General features: G+C 41.4%; 18 protein-coding genes. 11 read left to right on the top strand and 7 right to left on the bottom strand.

What is annotated here, in order from left to right:
* Window positions 1-309 precede the first annotated feature (309 nt).
* The 4 genes from CV014_RS03470 to CV014_RS03455 form a co-directional block, all read right to left on the bottom strand.
* Window positions 310-1560: a glutamate carboxypeptidase gene (locus CV014_RS03470; RefSeq protein ID WP_236140746.1), complete on the bottom strand. Its 1251-nt coding sequence runs from the start codon at window positions 1558-1560 to the stop codon at window positions 310-312.
* Between the two features lie 290 nt (window positions 1561-1850).
* Complete coding sequence (gene map, locus CV014_RS03465; RefSeq protein ID WP_236140745.1) at window positions 1851-2675, bottom strand: type I methionyl aminopeptidase; 825 nt, start codon at window positions 2673-2675, stop codon at window positions 1851-1853.
* A gap of 278 nt (window positions 2676-2953) precedes the next feature.
* Window positions 2954-5779, bottom strand: a complete 2826-nt coding sequence (locus CV014_RS03460; RefSeq protein ID WP_236140744.1) for a M16 family metallopeptidase — start codon at window positions 5777-5779, stop codon at window positions 2954-2956.
* A 133-nt stretch (window positions 5780-5912) separates the two neighbouring features.
* Window positions 5913-6341, bottom strand: coding sequence for a VOC family protein (locus CV014_RS03455; protein ID WP_236140743.1), 429 nt, complete (start codon window positions 6339-6341; stop codon window positions 5913-5915).
* A gap of 8 nt (window positions 6342-6349) precedes the next feature.
* On the opposite strand from CV014_RS03455, the gene CV014_RS29845 reads away from it, so the two are divergent.
* On the top strand, window positions 6350-6481 hold the full coding sequence (locus tag CV014_RS29845; RefSeq protein ID WP_268964472.1) for a hypothetical protein: 132 nt from the start codon (window positions 6350-6352) through the stop codon (window positions 6479-6481).
* Here CV014_RS29845 and CV014_RS03450 read toward each other — a convergent pair.
* Window positions 6465-6977, bottom strand: a complete 513-nt coding sequence (locus tag CV014_RS03450) for a TIGR02652 family protein (protein ID WP_103139318.1) — start codon at window positions 6975-6977, stop codon at window positions 6465-6467. The two genes, CV014_RS29845 and CV014_RS03450, sit on opposite strands and share 17 nt — an antisense overlap.
* Here CV014_RS03450 and CV014_RS03445 point away from each other — a divergent pair.
* Together CV014_RS03445 and CV014_RS03440 are read left to right on the top strand one after the other, a co-directional pair.
* The gene (locus CV014_RS03445; protein WP_236140742.1) at window positions 6976-7134 is read left to right on the top strand and encodes a hypothetical protein; all 159 of its coding nucleotides are present in this window, start codon (window positions 6976-6978) and stop codon (window positions 7132-7134) included. The two genes, CV014_RS03450 and CV014_RS03445, sit on opposite strands and share 2 nt — an antisense overlap.
* An 82-nt stretch (window positions 7135-7216) precedes the next feature.
* Complete coding sequence (locus CV014_RS03440; RefSeq protein ID WP_103140834.1) at window positions 7217-7738, top strand: gamma carbonic anhydrase family protein; 522 nt, start codon at window positions 7217-7219, stop codon at window positions 7736-7738.
* Here CV014_RS03440 and CV014_RS03435 read toward each other — a convergent pair.
* A complete protein-coding gene (locus CV014_RS03435; RefSeq protein WP_236140741.1) occupies window positions 7697-7879 on the bottom strand; it encodes a hypothetical protein in 183 nt (60 codons plus the stop codon). The two genes, CV014_RS03440 and CV014_RS03435, sit on opposite strands and share 42 nt — an antisense overlap.
* Window positions 7880-8014: 135 nt before the next feature.
* Here CV014_RS03435 and CV014_RS03430 point away from each other — a divergent pair, with 135 nt between their 5' ends.
* From CV014_RS03430 to CV014_RS03410, 5 genes are all read left to right on the top strand, one after another.
* Complete coding sequence (locus CV014_RS03430) at window positions 8015-8143, top strand: photosystem II protein Y (protein WP_103139319.1); 129 nt, start codon at window positions 8015-8017, stop codon at window positions 8141-8143.
* Window positions 8144-8301: 158 nt separating this feature from the next.
* Complete coding sequence (locus CV014_RS03425; RefSeq protein WP_236140740.1) at window positions 8302-9111, top strand: Uma2 family endonuclease; 810 nt, start codon at window positions 8302-8304, stop codon at window positions 9109-9111.
* A gap of 44 nt (window positions 9112-9155) precedes the next feature.
* Window positions 9156-10403, top strand: a complete 1248-nt coding sequence (locus CV014_RS03420) for a bifunctional folylpolyglutamate synthase/dihydrofolate synthase (protein ID WP_236140739.1) — start codon at window positions 9156-9158, stop codon at window positions 10401-10403.
* Window positions 10404-10699: 296 nt separating this feature from the next.
* Window positions 10700-11875 (top strand): FIST signal transduction protein, encoded by a 1176-nt coding sequence (locus CV014_RS03415; RefSeq protein WP_236140738.1) that lies wholly within the window; start codon window positions 10700-10702, stop codon window positions 11873-11875.
* 6 nt (window positions 11876-11881) lie between these two features.
* Window positions 11882-12958, top strand: a complete 1077-nt coding sequence (locus CV014_RS03410) for a sensor histidine kinase (protein WP_236140737.1) — start codon at window positions 11882-11884, stop codon at window positions 12956-12958.
* Window positions 12959-13400: 442 nt separating this feature from the next.
* On the opposite strand, the gene CV014_RS03405 is transcribed toward CV014_RS03410, so the two are convergent.
* Window positions 13401-14699, bottom strand: a complete 1299-nt coding sequence (locus CV014_RS03405; RefSeq protein WP_236140736.1) for an ABC transporter substrate-binding protein — start codon at window positions 14697-14699, stop codon at window positions 13401-13403.
* A gap of 196 nt (window positions 14700-14895) precedes the next feature.
* On the opposite strand from CV014_RS03405, the gene pilM reads away from it, so the two are divergent.
* The 3 genes from pilM to CV014_RS03390 are packed head-to-tail and all read left to right on the top strand — an operon-like array spanning window position 14896 to window position 17538.
* Window positions 14896-16005: a type IV pilus assembly protein PilM gene (gene pilM / locus CV014_RS03400; protein ID WP_236140735.1), complete on the top strand. Its 1110-nt coding sequence runs from the start codon at window positions 14896-14898 to the stop codon at window positions 16003-16005.
* A 4-nt stretch (window positions 16006-16009) separates the two neighbouring features.
* Complete coding sequence (locus CV014_RS03395; protein WP_236140734.1) at window positions 16010-16774, top strand: PilN domain-containing protein; 765 nt, start codon at window positions 16010-16012, stop codon at window positions 16772-16774.
* Window positions 16771-17538, top strand: coding sequence for a pilus assembly protein PilO (locus CV014_RS03390; RefSeq protein ID WP_236140733.1), 768 nt, complete (start codon window positions 16771-16773; stop codon window positions 17536-17538). The genes CV014_RS03395 and CV014_RS03390 overlap by 4 nt, the downstream gene beginning before the upstream one ends.
* The last annotated feature ends 37 nt before the right edge of the window (window positions 17539-17575 follow it).

The following is a 17575-nucleotide window of genomic DNA, read 5'->3' as shown; positions in this document are numbered from 1 at the left end:
GCCCCTGAATAGAATTCAGGGGCTACAGTAGGTGTTTTTCCATCAATTCACAAGATGTAGCAAGACTGAAACTAGAATCTGACTTTTCACGTTATGTGGAAAAGTTCACGCAAAACCTAACCCCCTAGCCCCCTTCCCTACTAGGGAAGGGGGAAAAGTTAAAGCCTCTCCCCGCGTCGGGGAGAGGTTTGGAGAGGGGTTTTCCAGATCCCGTGAAAAGTCAGAAACTAGAATTACCAAGCCAAAAGGTTGCTTTGAGATGCTTTTTAAATTGCAAACACTCTATATTGAAAGCTGGTATTCACCATATCAGCTGGCATTTCCTAAATCTATTAACAGCTTGGTAAGCAGGTAAATTCTTGGTGCAATGCGGTCTAAATCAATATATTCCTCTGGACTATGTGCGCCCCCACCTACAGGACCAAGTGCATCAAGTGTGGTTGTACCAACGGAGGCTGCATAGTTACCATCAGTACCGCCTCCACTACCCTCTACACCTAGCTTAAAACCTATTGTTTGATAAATAGCTTGTGCTTTTTTCACTAAAGCATCGGTTTTGGGGTTGGGTGGAAAGGGTGGACGACCTCTGTCTGAAATTACCTTGATTTCAGTGCAGGGTAGGAGTTTGTTTTTCGATAAGCGAGTAAAATCCCGTTCGAGGCGATTATATTCTTCGGCTTCGAGTACCCGCACATCAGCCTGAACTTTCGCAGAATCTGGAATTGTATTTCGGCGATCGCCTGCCTGAAAAACAGTAAAATTAACACTAGTCTGTTTGCTGGCATCACCCAATTTACTCAGTTGTAGAGTTTGGTGGGCTGCTTCTACGAGTGCATTACAGCCTTTTTCTGGTTCAGCCCCTGCATGGGCAGACTTACCTTGGACTTCAAATCCGTAGTAACCAATGCCCTTGCGCCATGAGGTAACTTTATCTTCAGGCGAACCAAATTCTAACACCAAAGCCACATCATGTTTTTTAGCAGTTTCTTTGATTAATTCCCGTGAACCAAATGATCCTTTTTCTTCATCAGGATTAATTAAAAAGGTAATCTTTTCAAAGTTCTGAAGCTGTAATTCTTGTAAAATTTTTAGTGCCTCGAACCCTAAAATAATTCCCCCTTTATCATCCATTACTCCTGGACCGTAGGCTTTGCCACCTAATATTTTGAAGGGACGTTTAGCGGCTGTTCCTTCCTCAAATACTGTGTCGGTGTGGGCAAGCAGCAGAATCTTACCTTTACCAGTTCCTTTGATGGTGGCTAAGATATTCCTTCCCTTGCTAGGAGTGGCATTAATGGTTTGAACTTCTGCACCTATAGATTTCAGATGCTCAATTACAATATCTTCAACCTTAGTTAATCCTGGTTCATAACCTGTACCAGAGTCGATGTTGACTAGGGTTTCTAGTTTACTCAAAAAATCGCTTTGTGCTTTCTTGGCTTTGTCATAAACTGCTGAATTAGGTGCTGCGACAACAACATTGAACTGTCCTAGCAGGATAACTATCGCCAACACGAAAGCAAATAAACCTACTGTTACACCAAAAATCCGTTTTTTCATGTTTATTGATGATAAAGCTGACTTTTCACGGTATCTGGAAAACCCCTCTCCAAACCTCTCCCCGACACGGGGAGAGGCTTTAACTTTTCCCCCTTCCCTAGTAGGGAAGGGGGCTAGGGGGTTAGGTTTTGCGTTAACTTTTCCACATAACGTGAAAAGTCAGGATGATAAAGGTGGCATTACAGTAGATAATCTGCAAATTCCCACCTTTTGCAATTTGGTTTTACAAAAGTTTTTGTTTGTCAGCAAAAAGCGATACCTACGGTATCGCTTTTGGTTATATTCTGCTATTAAATTTTGGTGCGATCGGTCAAAATTTCATAACCAGTTTCTGTCACTAAGACTGTATGCTCAAACTGTGCTGATAAGGAATTATCTACAGTTACAGCCGTCCATCTATCTGATAAAGTGCGTGTATGTTTAGAACCTGCGTTTAAAATGGGTTCAATGGCCAAAGTCATACCAGCACGCAGTTTCACATTCGGCATTTCTCTTGTACGGTAGTTAAATACAGACGGTTCTTCATGTAAGTTACGTCCGACACCGTGTCCGGTGAATTCTTCCACCACAGTGTAACCATGTGCTTTCACATGATCTTCAATGGCACCGGCTAAATCTAATAAGTATGCACCTGCTTTGACTTGTTCAATACCTTTATAAAGTGCTTCTTCCGCAACGCGAATTAATCTAGCAGCTTCTGGGGTGACTTCCTCCACAGCGATAGTAATGCAAGAATCACCATGAAATCCTTGATAGTAAGCACCTGTATCTACTTTTAAGACATCCCCAGCCCGAATGACTTTTTTCGGATTAGGGATACCATGCACTACTTCATGATTAATGCTGGCACAGATAGAACCTTTAAAGCCGTGATATCCCTTAAAACTAGGTGTTGCACCCATTTCACGGATACGTTTTTCTGCGTAAGCATCTAAATCGGCTGTAGTCATACCTGGCTTGACTAACTCCGAAATTTCCTTGAGGACAGTAGCAACAATTTTTGCTGATTGCCGCATAATATCAATTTCACGCGGCGATTTAATTTCAATTCCTCGGCGTTGTTTAGGTGTTACGGGTTTAGGTACTTGAGAAAGTAAATTGGTGAGGATGTTCATGGGAAACTAATGATTACTTGCGCCTTAGAGCTAATTTTGCTGTGTTTTACTAAAAGTTTAGTTGAGAAATACTATCTATTTTTAAGTTAGCTTATTTTTTGTGGCGAAATAGTCAATAGTCAATAGTCAATAGTCAATAGTCAATAGTCATTAGTCATTAGTCATTAGTCATTAGTCATTAGTCATTAGTGGTTGACACTCTTTTTCCTTGCCTACCTTGTCTACCTTGTCTCCCAATGCCCAATGCCCCATGCCCCATGCCCCATGCCCCATGCCCACTATCTGTGAGCCAAGATAGGAGGGCCAGCAGTCACTACAACCAGATTATCAGGATGTAGTAATTCACGGGCGGCTTGATTCACTTCTGTCAGGGTAACTTGTTGAATTTTTTGAGTGTAGGTGTGTAATTCTGTTTTGTCTAAACCATACACCTGATTCATCAGGATGTTACTAGTTAATTCTTCTGGATCTGCTAAAGAAACGTGATAACTACCAGTCAGACTACGTTTAGCCATTTCTAATTCTGTGGCTGTAACACCTTGTTGATGGACGTTTTGTAGTAATTTACGGGTGCTAGCGATCGCTTGATTAGCATCTTCTGGACTGGTTTGCATTTCAATCCAAAATGTGCCAAAGTCTTTTTCCGCTTGGAAGTGACTGTAAATTCCGTAGGTGAGTCCTTGGCGATCGCGGATTTCTGCACCCAGGCGACTAGATAATGTATCGCCGCCTAATATTTGATTCAATACTAAAGCACTGTAAAATCTAGGGTCTTGGCGTTTGATTCCTGTATAACCCATGTAGGTGATAGCTTGGGCTTTACCTGGAATTACTGGGTTAACTCGTACTAAATTACTGGGGTTGGATACTTGGGGATATTCGACTTTGGGGGGTGAACCACTAGCACGCCAATCACCAAACTCTTGTTGAATTAGCGATCGCACTTCTTCTGTGTCAAAATCTCCCACCAGTGCTAACACCATACTATCTGGACGATAGTATTTGTTTTGGAAAGCAATCACATCTTTTCTCTTAATACTTTGCAGACTCTCGGCTGTGGGGAACTTATGTAGAGGATGTTTTTTGGGGTAAATCGATTGCAAAAATATTTTGCGCGCCACTGCGGCTGGATCATCTAGTTCTACTTTCAAGTCTGTTAAGGCTTGCTGACGATTTAATTCCAACTCTTTCTGCGGAAATGTACTATTTTTTAGGGCATCTGCTAAGGTTTTAATTAATACTGGTAAGTCTTCCGCCAGACTATTACCCTCTATTTGTACGCCATTCCGATAAGCTTCAAAATCTAAAGTCGCGCCTCTGTCTTCCAAGGCTTTCGCTAGGGTAACAGCATTTTTGGTTTTGGTTCCACTCATCAAGCTATCTGCTACTAGTGCAGCTAATCCTACTTGTTCTCCTGGGTCAAATTCTGTACCTGCTTGGATATGACCACTTAAAGTAATGGTGGGTGTCGAGCGATCGCTTAATAATAATACCTGTAAACCATTAGCTAGGGTAAACTGCTGTGGTACTTGCAATGTCTTATTGTTAACCTGTTCATCATGTTCAATGACTGGTAAGTAGCGCAGCATCTCAGCTGGCAAAGTGGGTAAATTACCAGACAAATTTTCCTTAGTTTGTGGAGGTGGCTGTTTTGAGGCGATTTCTTTATTTTGATTGGTAATTGGTTGAAAAATTCCCACTTTCCGTGCAGATGGGCGCAGATATTTCTTTAATACAGCTTTAACATCTGCGGAGGTAACTTGATGCACAGCCGCTAAATAATGGTCTGTAAAGCGATAATCACCCGTAGTTGTCTCATCATTGCCTAACTGCATGGCTTGATCAGTAATACTACGGTTACTCAAAATAGTCGCAGATTCTAACTGTCTTTTAGCTCTAGCTAACTCGGCGGCGGTGACTCCTGTTTTAGTCAGTTTTGCGATCGCCTGGTTCACCACAGGTGTCAGCTTACTCACATCTTCATCAGGATCAGCCGTGACTAGCAACTCATACCACCCACCTTGCTGTAAACTCACCACTGCACCTGAAATATCAGTGGCTAAACCCGATTCCACCAAAGCTTGATATAGTCGGGAATTTCTACCCTCTGTCAAAATATAATCTGCCACTTCTAGAGCCGGCATATCTGGATGATTTGCAGATGGTAAGGGATACAAAGCCTGCAATAATGAAGCTGAACCCTGTTCTCGTAACAAGATTGGCGACTTAGCACCATTGACTACTGACTGTTGACCATTGACTACTGACTGTTGACCATTGACTACTGACTGTTGACCCTTGGGAATATTACCAAAGATTTCCTTGACTGTAGCTAGAGTTTTTTGAGCTTGGCAATCGCCGACAATGATTAAAACGGCATTTTCAGGATGATAAAACTGACGATAGTATTGGCGGACTTGCTCAATCTGGAATTTTTCGACATCAGCCTTAGTACCACCTACAGGTAAACCGTAACCATTGGGAAATACTGACCGTAAAATAGCACGACTGAGTCGATATTCTGGGCTATTTTCGTAACCTTGTAACTCCGAAATGACTACCCGCTTCTCGCTAGCTAAGTGTTCACTATCCATGAGAGCATTCTGCATTCTATCGGCTTCTAGAACTAGCAATGCTTTGAGCTTGTCTCGTTCGACTGTGCCGTAATATGCTGTTTGGTCATAGCTTGTAAAAGCATTCGAGTCACTACCCAAAGCACTAAACAACCAGCCAAATTGAGTCGGACGGTTGGTTGTACCTTTGAACATCATATGTTCTAGTTGATGGGCAATACCGTTGACTCCTGGTGCTTCTTGGCGTGAACCAAACTTGTACCATACTTGCACACTCACTACAGGAGCTGTATGAACTTCTTTAATGAGAACAGTTAGTCCATTTTCTAAAACAGTTCTGTGGACATTTTCCGTTAATTTTAAATCTTGGGAATTTTTGGTCACTAATGTTAATTGGTTTCTCTCACGATTTAGGGTACTTATATCTTGACTCTTAGCAGGCGCATTGCCAAGAAATAATAAGGTCATTAATGAAACAACAAACAGCAATAGATGAAAACGATATCTATAGGCAGCTGATAATATAGACATTTGCTGTGGTAGATGTATTAAATAAAATCATTCTCTATAGTTATTGCCGAGAATATTCTCATTCTCTTGAATAAATATGTTACCTTGACGATAGCAATAAATGTATATAAAAAGACAAAATAAAAACGAGAAACTAATGTTGTTTGCTTAAAAATCGGATGAACTCTAAAGGTAAGCCATCCGTATCGGCAATAAAGGCTACTTCTAAAATGCGATCGCCTATTTGCTGTTGAGTCGGTTCTAAAAGAATTTTTAAAGGTGGTAATTCTACTGATAATGCTACTCGTTTTTGTAAATTTGTCAACCACCCTGGTAAATCTTCAGTAATTTCCGTTAAATCAAACGATAGGTGATAGTAACCCACATAATGCTCATCACCAAACGCATCCGGTGCGGGTTTGGGTTGGGGTATTTGAATTAATTCAATTCTTCCGCCTAATCCTTCCATCCAGCAAGCGAGGGTGTAGCCTGTGGTGAAGCGTTCACAGACTGTAAAACCTAGAATTTCATAAAAAGCGATCGCGTGATGGATATTCGCAGTCCGAATAGAGGCGTGGTGCATTTTGGAGATTGGGGATTAGGGATTGGGGACTGGGGATTGGGAAGGGGGAATCAGATAATCAATTCGACCCCTACACCCTCACACCCTTACACCCTTATACCCATAAACTTGATGAAATCAAGTTTATTCAAACAATCTGAAATAAGGGTAGCGCACCGGCACACCCGGTTCTTTATCTAAATCGAAATTAATCACTTCCCAGCAAGGATCTTCGGCTGGATCAGGACTAAATTCTACAGGTAAGCCGTATAGCCTTGCAGATGATGCTTCTTGCTGTCCAGAACGCCAAGGTGTACTGCGTTCTAAATAGCCACTCATCAACTCCTGATAACGTCTGGCGATGATCACTCGTGTCGCTCGATAGCCTTGGGTGTATAGTTTGTCTAAGGCTTCGTGGATTTCAAACCGAATGCCATCAGGATGAGTATGCTGTCTATACCACTCATTGTTCCACCGTCGCCAATGTCGCCCAGACTGTAGATGAACTAACTCTCCAGTTTTGGGATTAGCTTCAAACGCGCCATGACGAGGGCATAAATAAGTATCAGTTAGTGTCAGTGCCGGAATAGTTTGCCGACAATGGGGACACTGTATATCAGCTCCGAATATAGGGTACTGCAAGCCTGGATTCATCATGAAGTGCGTACAAACGTATTTTCGTATTCACCAGCACCAGTGGGTTGGATTTTACACTCCGGCTCTATCACCAGGGAGAAATCATTCTCGACTGCACATCAAAAACATGAAGCGAGAACAACTTTTACGGATTGTCTTCCTCCGCGAAGAGGAATGACACTGTGATATTCTGGTTTTGCAACCAGTCTCCAAGGATGGAGCCTCTCCAGTGTTCCTGGGTACCTTATTCCTATTCTATCGTGTCTACCGTTTCTTACTGGCCTTCTCCCGATTTTTCTCAAGCCGCTTTCATTGCAGCCAACGCCGTTGTCATGGGTTCAGTCAACATAGCAGCCGGAGTCAGCATTTGGTATGGTGCAGTTGTGCGAGCAGATGTAGAACGCATTGACATTGGCGAATGCACAAATATTCAAGACGGGGCTATTTTGCATGGTGATCCTGGGTTGCCCACAATTTTAGAAGACCATGTGACAGTAGGACATCGTGCTGTTGTACATTCAGCCCATATTGAGCGCGGCTGTCTAATTGGTATCGGCGCAGTAGTTTTAGATGGAGTCAGAGTAGGAGCAGGTAGCATCATCGGTGCTGGTGCAGTAGTAACCAAGAATATACCCCCCTTATCCCTAGTTGTAGGCATTCCCGGCAAAATTCTTCGCCAAGTTACACAAGAAGAAGCCGCCAACCTCATAGAACACGCCGAACGTTACAAAAAGTTAGCTTTAGTCCACGCCGACAAGGGAACGGATTTGGGGTTTGCTTAGAAATTTGGGCATTGGGAATAGGGCATAGGGCATAGGGCATAGGGCATTAAAATCTACCTTGTCTACCTTGTCCCCCAGTCCCCAATCCCCAGTCCCCAGTCCCCAGTCCCCAGTCCCCAATCCCCAATCCCCAATCCCCAATCCCTAATGACTATCAACCAACTATTTAATGTTTCTTTACAAAACCCCCTAGCAAAATTGCCCACTTCAGCTAAAAATAAAAATGAGAGTAGTTGATAAAACTTTAATTTCTACTTTGATAGAGGGGTACTAGAAATGGATGGTATTGATTTTCGCGTAGCGATCGTTTTAGCTCCCATCGCTGTTGCTGGTGGCTGGGCTTTGTTCAACATCGGTGCTGCGGCTCTCAGACAAGTTCAAAGCTTTTTGAACAGAGAAGCCTAAACTCTAATTTAAGATTACCAAATTGATTACCGGCTGTTATTTTCACTGTAACAGTCGGTTTTGTTAATTTTGGGGACTGGGATTACTCGTTGTACTGAATACTGGATTAGCTGTACCAATTCAGTGATACAATTTAGAAAAATGCCAAAACCTTGCTTATGGTAGCCCAAATCACCACACTAGATATTTGTTGGCAACCATTGCCCGAAGATTTTAAGCTAGGGGATAAACCGGCGGAAAATACTGGTCAGCCAATCCTGGCTGGTGCTTTGTGTGAAAGCTTAGAAATTATTGGGTTCATCCAAGAGCAAATGTTAATCGCCTCGAATTTTGCGATTTGTGCCACTGTGAATGGGCAATTTATCGCTAAAGCACCAGATTGGTTATATATTCCCCGTGTAAATGAAATTGTAGGCGATCGCACCAGCTACACTCCTCACTTAGAAGGAGAAATTCCTGCCATAGTCATGGAATTTTTATCCCAGACAGAAGGGGAAGAGTATTCATCAAAGCGCACCTACCCGCCAGGGAAGTGGTTTTTCTACGAACAAATTTTACAAATCCCCATTTACATCATTTTTGACCCAGATGGTGGATTATTGGAGTTTCATCAACTAGAAAATGGACGCTATGAGTTAAAGCAACCAGATGAAAATGGTCGCCATTGGATAGCGACTATAGGATTATATTTAGGAACTTGGCGCGGGACGAAAGAGGGGAGAACTGGTTATTGGTTGCGATGGTGGGATGAATCGGGTAATTTGTTACCCTGGGCTGTAGAGATGGTGCAACAAGAACGCCAACGGGCTGAACAGGAAAAACAACGCGCTGAACAGGAACGCCAACGGGCTGAACAGGAAAAACAACGCGCTGAACAGGAACGTCAACAAAAAGAACGCCTAATAGCCTACTTACAATCTCAAGGCATTGATCCCAATAGTTTGCTCACAGATGAAACAGAAGGTTAGGCTGTTGTTAACTATGTCAAGGTAGTTTCAGCCAATACCTGATCGTGAATATAGATTCTCTACTCCAATCATTTCAACATTTTGGCGTTAACCTCGGACTTTCACGGATTAACGCACTGTTAGCAAACCTGGGAAACCCCCATCACCAAGTCAGTGTGATTCATGTGGCTGGCACAAACGGCAAAGGTTCGGTTTGTGCTTATTTGTCATCTGTTCTGACTCAAGCAGGCTATCGTACAGGACGTTACACTTCTCCTCATTTGGTGAGTTGGACAGAACGCATTTGTCTGAATGAACAGCCAATTTCTGCTGCGGAACTTTACGAATTATTAACAGAAGTAAAGAATGCTGTTAGCTCTGAGCAGTCCCCTACTCAATTTGAAATTATTACCGCCGCAGCTTGGTTGTATTTTGCTAGGCAGCAAGTTGATGTAGCTGTGGTAGAGGTAGGCTTAGGGGGACGGTTGGATGCTACTAATGTGATATCTCAGCCACTGGTGACGGTAATTACTTCCATTAGCAGGGAACATTGGCAGCAGTTAGGCCCTACTGTGGCTGATATCGCTGGAGAAAAAGCTGGGATTTTAAAGCCTGGGTGTCCGGCTGTGGTGGGAGTATTACCACCGGATGCTCAAGCAGTTGTGCGATCGCGCGCTCAAGAATTACAATGTCCCGTGATCACGCCCCAACCTGGACGAGAAATCCAATCAGGATGGGCAGAATATCAGTCTATTTTCGATGCCAATTTCATTCAATATCCTCTACCTTTACAGGGACAAATACAATTACATAATTCTGCTTTAGCTTTAGCTACTTTAGAAATTCTTCAACAGCAAGGCTGGAATATTTCTGCCACAGCAATTACTAATGGTATGGCTAAAACTAAGTGGCCAGGGCGAATGCAATGGATTAATTGGAAAAATCATCAACTCTTAATTGATGGCGCACATAATCCAGCCGCCGCTAGAGTCCTACGTGATTATGTAGATAGTCTCAACCCTCAAAATATAACTTGGGTCATGGGGATGTTATCTACTAAAGATCATGCTGATATTTTTCAAGTTTTACTAAAACCAAATGACCGATTATATTTAGTCCCAGTACCAGATAACGCTTCAGCTAATCCTACAGAATTAGCCAAGTTAGCCTGTGATATTTGTCCAGATTTGTACTCTTGTCAAACTTATGCTGATGAAATATCGGCGATAGATGCAGCATTGACTCCTGGTGATGGTTTAGTCGTTGTGTGCGGTTCTCTTTATTTAATAGGAAATTTATTCAGTAAAATTTAATTTTTGTCAAAGAAATGGAAGAACAACTTTAATAAAAATTTGTATTGATTTATGTTCATCTACTATCTTTACTGGGAAAACTAAATTTAGTTAATTCTAGTTTAGAGGCATCTTATATTCTCTATCTTCATATCTCAACCCAAAGAGAAAACCGTATTTAATAGATAATATACGGTTGTTTTTATATACATTATAATGAGTTTTTACTAATGGGAGTTTGAATTAGAAAAACTAGCATAATTATGCTGCAAAATTTTAAATTAGCTTTAATTATTGAAATTACTTAAGAGGTAAATATGCTGAAAGTTGTTGTTGGACATAGTGATGATCCTGATAGTCAAGCCGCTATTGAAGAAGTTTTAGCAAAATGCGTCCATGATTTAAGTGATTTAACAGATATTCCACCGCAGGCTGCTATGTTATTTGCAGCTATTGATTTTGATCATGCTTTAATCTTGCAAAAAATCTCCGCAGTATTTCCTGAAATAGACTTGATTGGTTGTACTACGGATGGCGAAATGTCGTCAATTTTAGGGTTTCAACAAGATTCTTTAACACTGATGCTGTTTTGTTCTGATACTGTAGAAATTCATGCGGGTTTGGGATATGGAGTGAAAGCCAATCCTTTAAATGCTGCTCAGGAAGCAGTTCAAAAAGCCAAAGAAAAATCCGATAAACCTGCTCAGTTATGTATACCGCTACCGGCTAGCTATCTAGCAGATGGTTCTACTACTAACGGGGGATTAATTTTAGAGGGTTTAAAGTCGGCTTTGGGTTCTGATATACCCATTGTAGGTGGTGCGGCTGGCGATCAATTTAGATTTCAGACTACCTATCAATTTTTTCAAACCGAAGTATTGACTGACTCCTTACCTATTCTAATTTTTGCTGGAGATATTCTATTTTCCTACGGAACTGCTTGTGGTTGGGAACCGATGGGACGCAGGAGTGTTATAACCAAATCTCAAGGAACAGTTTTGTACGAAATTGATGGAGTATCAGCATTGGAATTTTATCAGCGATATTTAGGCGATCGCACACCAACCGCAGAAAATCCCTTAGCAGTGTATGAGGGAGATAGCGATCGCTATTATATGCGCGTTCCCAATACTTTTGATCCGCAAACTGGTAGCATCAACTTCTTAGGGGATGTTCCAGAACAAGCCATTGTGCAAATGACAGATTTTAATCGGGAAGAAATTCTTTGTTCTGTGAAAAGTTCACTTCAGACTGCGCTTGCACGTTATCCTGGTACAGAACCCGATGCCATTTTACTCTTTTCCTGCTGTTGTCGTCGTTGGCTTTTAGGGACAAAAGCTAAAGAAGAATATCAAATGATCAAAAGCGAACTTGCAAAAGACATACCTATTTGTGGGTTCTACACCTATGGTGAATTTGCTCCCTTAGAATCACAGGGTTCAACTTACTATCATCAAGAAACCTTTGTCACCCTACTGCTAGGTACAAAATGAAGGTTTATGGAATCTATAGACAACGAAAGCAAAATTAAAGAACTCGAAAAAACAGTTCGGATTTTGCAAAAAAAACTACAACGTTCAGAAGCTGATCGTGAACAGCTAGAAAATGCTAGTGAAGTCAGAGAAGCAGTGCTTAAAAATGTGATTCGGGAGTTAGAAACTTCACAAATAGCTCTAGAAAGCCGCACTCAAGAACTAGAAACTACTTTAGTCAATCTCAAAACTCTACAACTGAAACTAGTAGAATCTGAAAAAATGTCAGCTCTCGGAGTTTTAGTTGCAGGTATTGCCCATGAAATTAATAATCCTGTCAGTTTTATTTATGGAAACTTGAATTATGCTAATAATTATATTCAAGATTTACTAGATTTAGTCGAACTTTATCAGCAATTCTATACTGAACCTGTAGCCATAATTAAAAACAAAATTCAAGCAATTGAATTAGAATTTATCAAAACAGATTCAGCTAAATTATTCCAATCAATGATGGTAGGTGCAGAGCGTATCTGTGAGATAGTGAAATCTCTCAGAACATTTTCCCGTCTAGATCAAGCTGATTTTAAAACTGTTGATATTCACGAAGGTATTGATAGCACTTTAGTAATTTTAAACAACCGTATTAAGCCATCACCTCATAATTTACATGGCGTTAAAGTGATCCGTCATTATGGAAAATTACCGTTAATCGAATGTTATCCTGGACAGCTTAATCAAGTATTTATGAATATTATTGCTAATGCTATTGATGCGTTAGAAGAGAAAGTAATTAAAAATATAAAAAGTGATGGGCAGTGTATACAAACTCCTCAAATTGAGGTTTTTACACAAGTCATTGATGATAATTGGGCGGAAATTATTATTGCTGATAATGGAGGAGGAATTGATGAGCAAGTGAAAGCTAAATTATTTGACCCATTCTTCACCACTAAAGATGTCGGTAAAGGTACAGGCTTAGGTTTATCAATTAGCTACAGAATTATTATTGAATTACATGGGGGTAAATTGGAATGTTGCTCTACACCAGGAATAGGGGCAAAATTTATCATTCAAATTCCTATTCGACAATCTAGACAATAAGGTAAAAGGCAAACTGTAAAAGGTAAAAGGTGAAGTTTACTTTATTTACATAGCAGTTATATCTGATTTGTGAGAACTTGCAGTGTCTAGATACCAGACTTCTCGAAGAAGTCCAGTATCTTGGTTTTCACGGTTTTATACCAATTCTCCAAAATTAAGCAACAGATGCAAAGCTTGAAACACAATACAGTTCAGTTAAGAAAACAGTTTGTAGTGTACCCCTCCGGGGAAGCAAGCTACGCGCAGCGTCTCGTAGAGAGGACTTTAGTCCTTAGATGAGGACTGAAGTCCTTACTACGAACTTTTTCTTACTTCACAAACACCAAATGTTAGGTTTAATTGAAGTGTATTGGCTTGAAACCGACTTTCTTAATTGCGTCAGCGTAGCGGGGCGTTAGTCCATTGCGAATTGCGAATTGCGAATTGCGAATTGGTATTACTGCTACCGATTATCCCATTCCTTAGCTGCATCTGCAACTGCTTGATCTACATTTTTTTCTCCTAACATTGCTGCTTGTAGGTTTTCATAAATTGCCTTTTGCAGCTTTTTAATATCTTTTAATGGAGGAGTTAAAACTTCTGCTTGTTGTAGTTGTTGCGCGCTGACAACTCTAGCTTTTTCGACTGTAGAAGCATTAGCAGGAACATCTTTAAAGTAACTATCAGCTAAAGCTTGAGTTGTGGATGGAAGAACATTTGCGGCTTTGGCAAAGGCTAGCTGATTCTCATTATTGGTGACAAATAAAGCAAATTTTACCGCCGCATCAGGTTGTTTTGTTTCACGGGGAATGACGATATTCATCACTGCTACATTTTTCTTACCTGTATCACCGGTCAATTGGGGTGCGATCGCAGAAGCTTGAGCAATTTTTGGCGCATTGGTAGCGATATTTTGGAGAGACTCCGGCCCCGAAGCTAAGAATGCTGTTTCACCAGATTGGTATAAATCAATCGCGTGGCGATGTCCTTGAGTTAGTGCTTCTTTCGGTAATAACCCTTTTCTATACAGGTCTACCCAATACTGAAACGCTGCTTTACCTTGAGGCGTATTAAAAGCGGCTTTACCTTCTGCATCCACTAAAGTCACTCCCATCTGCACCAATGATTGCAGCACCTCTGCGGAATCCTGGGGAACAAAAGTCGCAAAAAAGGCGTATTTACCTGTTTTGTCTTTAATTTGTTGTGCTTGTTGTGCTAGTTGTGCGTAAGTGTTGGGAGGTTGATTAATACCTGCCTGCTTTAAGAGATCAGTGTTATAAATAGTCAGCTTTGTGGTGAGATACCAAGGAAGACCGAAGCTTTTGCCGTTGAGTGTACCAGCTTTCCAAATATTCGGTAGATAGGCGGAACGGTCTGCTGTTGGAACTTTTGTGTCTAAATCTAACCAAGCATTTCGACCCGCTAATTGAGAGGCAAAATCTGGATTGAGGTTAACAACATCAGGTGGCGTTTTTGCGGAGACAGCTGTTAAAATTTTGTTCTCCATCGCTGTCCAAGGCACATCAACCCAGTTTACCTTTATACCAGGATTTTGTGACTCAAAGTTGGCAATTAAGCTTTGGAAGTAGTCTGTAAATTTCGGTTGGAGTTGCATTGTCCAAAACTCAATCTTGGCTGTTCCAGAAGCAGCTGGTTGATTATTGGTATTAACTTTGCCATCGCTGCAACTGACAATCCAACTAGTCAGTAAACCTAACATGATGAAAGCGACTAGCTTTGGGAATTTTCGTAATTGCATCATTTTACCAGTATTTTCACGCTTGATGAAGTTAAAAAGCTTATGCAGAATTGTCGAGATTATAGGCTAAAAAGATTAGGTGTCAAAAGTCCAAATTCAACAGTCAATAGCCTAATTTACTAGTGACTAATGACTGATGACGAAATGACTACTTAAGTAACATTTAAATTTTTAATTTTGCAGTTTGGCGGGCATTACTGTGGTAAAAAGTTTCAGTAGTCTGTTTGGCAAATCTCATAGAGGGGTAGGTGTGGAAATCGCACCAGAACGAGTCAATGTAGTGCAACTACGCAAGCAGCGTCAAGGCTTGAAACTCGAATCTTTAACATCAGTACCAGTTCCAGAAGGGATTGTCACTGATGGTCAAATTACTGATCCCCCAGCTATGGCGCAACTTATTCAGCAAGCTTTAGCTGAAAGTAAAATCAAGACTTCTCGTGTATCCACCGGCGTACCAGGACGAGATTCGGTTGTACGGATTATTCCTGTACCGGCAGAGTTAGACGATAAAGAACTCCGAGATATGGTGTTAAACCATGAAGCAGCCTTGTATTTACCCTATCCTCGTGAGGAAGCTGATGTAGATTATCAAAAACTTGGGTACTTTGTAGATGAAGATGGCATCGAAAAAGTACAAGTGCTGCTAGTTGCTACCCGCAAGGAGGTGACAGATACATATATTAGTACCTTTGAGCAAGCAGGATTGCAAATTAATGTTTTAGAGATTAACAGTTTTGCACTCATTCGGACAATCCGCGATCGCCATTTACGAGAACTCAGCCCCCAAGAAGCAGCTGTCTTAGTTGATATCGAATTTGACAGCACGGAAATAGCCATTATCGTCAACGGTATCCCCCAATTTTCTCGGACTGTACCCATAGGTACCTACCAAATGCAAATGGCTTTAGCTAGAGCCATGAGTCTACCAACATCACGGGATATGGAACTTTTGTATGAAATGGCGATTCCTGTCACACCCGTAGATGCTGATAAAACCGGAGTTACAGAAACTAATCCGGGAATGGCTGGCGTATTGCGAATCTTAGGAGAACTTACAGATGAGCTACGCCGTTCCATAGATTTCTACCTCAATCAAAGTGAAAACATAGAGGTAGCACAAATCTTCTTAGCAGGGCCTGGGGGCGGACTCCAACACATAGATGAATTCTTTACCCAAAGACTCAGCATACCTACTACCCAAGTAGATCCAATTGGCTCTTTGTCCTTACAAGTCGATGAACAAAAATATCCTGCTCAACAGCGTTCGGGTTTAGGAATTGTCCTGGGTTTAGGAATGCGGGAGGTGTAATTGAATGTACAGTTTAGATATTAACTTTCTCAAAGACCGACCAGCCTACCAACCCAAAGCTGATAAAAGTCCGGGAGTAAAATTACCATCAGGGAATCTCACCCCGGTATATCTAGGGGTAACGGTGGGCGTAGGTTTACCAGTATTGGTGGGAATTGGGTTATGGCTCGTGCAAGGTAAAACCAGTGAAATAGAGCAGTCAATTGCTCAACTGGAAGAACAAAGCAAAAAATTAGACGCAGAAATCACCAATATTAACCAAATTAAAACACAAGCAGCTGCCGTCAAAGCAGAAACCCAAAGCTTAGTGACAGTATTTGACCAAATTCGTCCTTGGTCAGCCATGTTAGAAGATGTGCGCGATCGCATTCCTCCAACAGTACAAATTGAAAATATCAAGCAAATTCCACCTCTAGCCCCAGTAGAAGGACAACCACCACCTAACCCCGCCGGAGGCATAGAAATTACCGGAATAGCTCGTTCTTTCGATAATGTCAACGACTTTTTATTAAGTCTGCAACAGTCGCGGTTCTTAAAATCTTCCGAAAGCAGAATTACCACCGCCACTTTAGTAGATGCACCAGTTACAGCCACCACTACTAGAAGTGGTGTAGTCATCAAACCACCCCAAGTAGTTAGATATACAATTCAATCTCGTCTTAGTGATGTTCCTGCTTCAGAATTGATTCGGGAACTAGAGCAGAAAGGCACGGTGGGACTCGTCTCCCGCATTCGTAGTATGCAAAAAACAGGAGTCATTACACGATGACGCTGAGTGAAGATTTAAATTTTGCCGAAAACGCCGCAGATTTAGAATCAGGCGCACCATCCTATCCTGTGGTTTTTGGTATTGCATTTACACCCAAAATCATCGGTATTTTAGTGGCAGTCGTAGGTTTAGCTGGAGCTATCTATATGCTGCTGAATATACTTATGCCTGCTTGGGAAGCCTATCAGCAAAAGCAAGCACAAAGCAACGACCTCCAAGGGCAAATTCAGCAAAAGCAAGCCACTGTCAAACAAATTGGCAAAATCAAAGAAGAGTTAGACCAAGCAAAAAAACAAAAGCAACAGGTTTTAGCTTTATTCTCCGACGAAAAAACCCTGGATACCCTACTATTGGATCTCAATCGTTTAGTAGAATCTGGTAGCTCTGCAAATTCCTTAAATACCGTCAAAGCCAAACTCCAAAAGTTTGTCCCAGCCACAGAAAAACCCGAAATTGTCAAGGATGGCTCATTAGGAGTTGCAGTTGACGGCAAACTCAAACGCAGTAGCGTCAACATCGAAATTATCGGCACATACGAACAAACACAATCAATCATTCGGAATATCGAACGTCTACAACCATTACTAATAGTTAAAGACTATCAATCAGCATTAGCCAATATCCAAGCTACAGATAAATTCGGTAAACCTGTGCGGAGGATAGGGCCTGCACCAATTACGACATCTTTTCAATTACAAGCATTAATGCCCCTAAGTCCAGAAGAACTTACTGCGGAGGCGGCTAAAGCTGCACCTAAGAAGTAATTCCAGGGGAAAAACCTTAACGACTAACAACTAATGA

The organism is Nostoc sp. CMAA1605, from assembly GCF_021596505.1.
In the GTDB taxonomy this organism is placed as follows: Bacteria; Cyanobacteriota; Cyanobacteriia; order Cyanobacteriales; family Nostocaceae; genus Trichormus.
The sequence above is the reverse complement of the archived record's forward strand: the minus strand, read 5'-3'. Positions and strand labels throughout refer to the sequence as shown.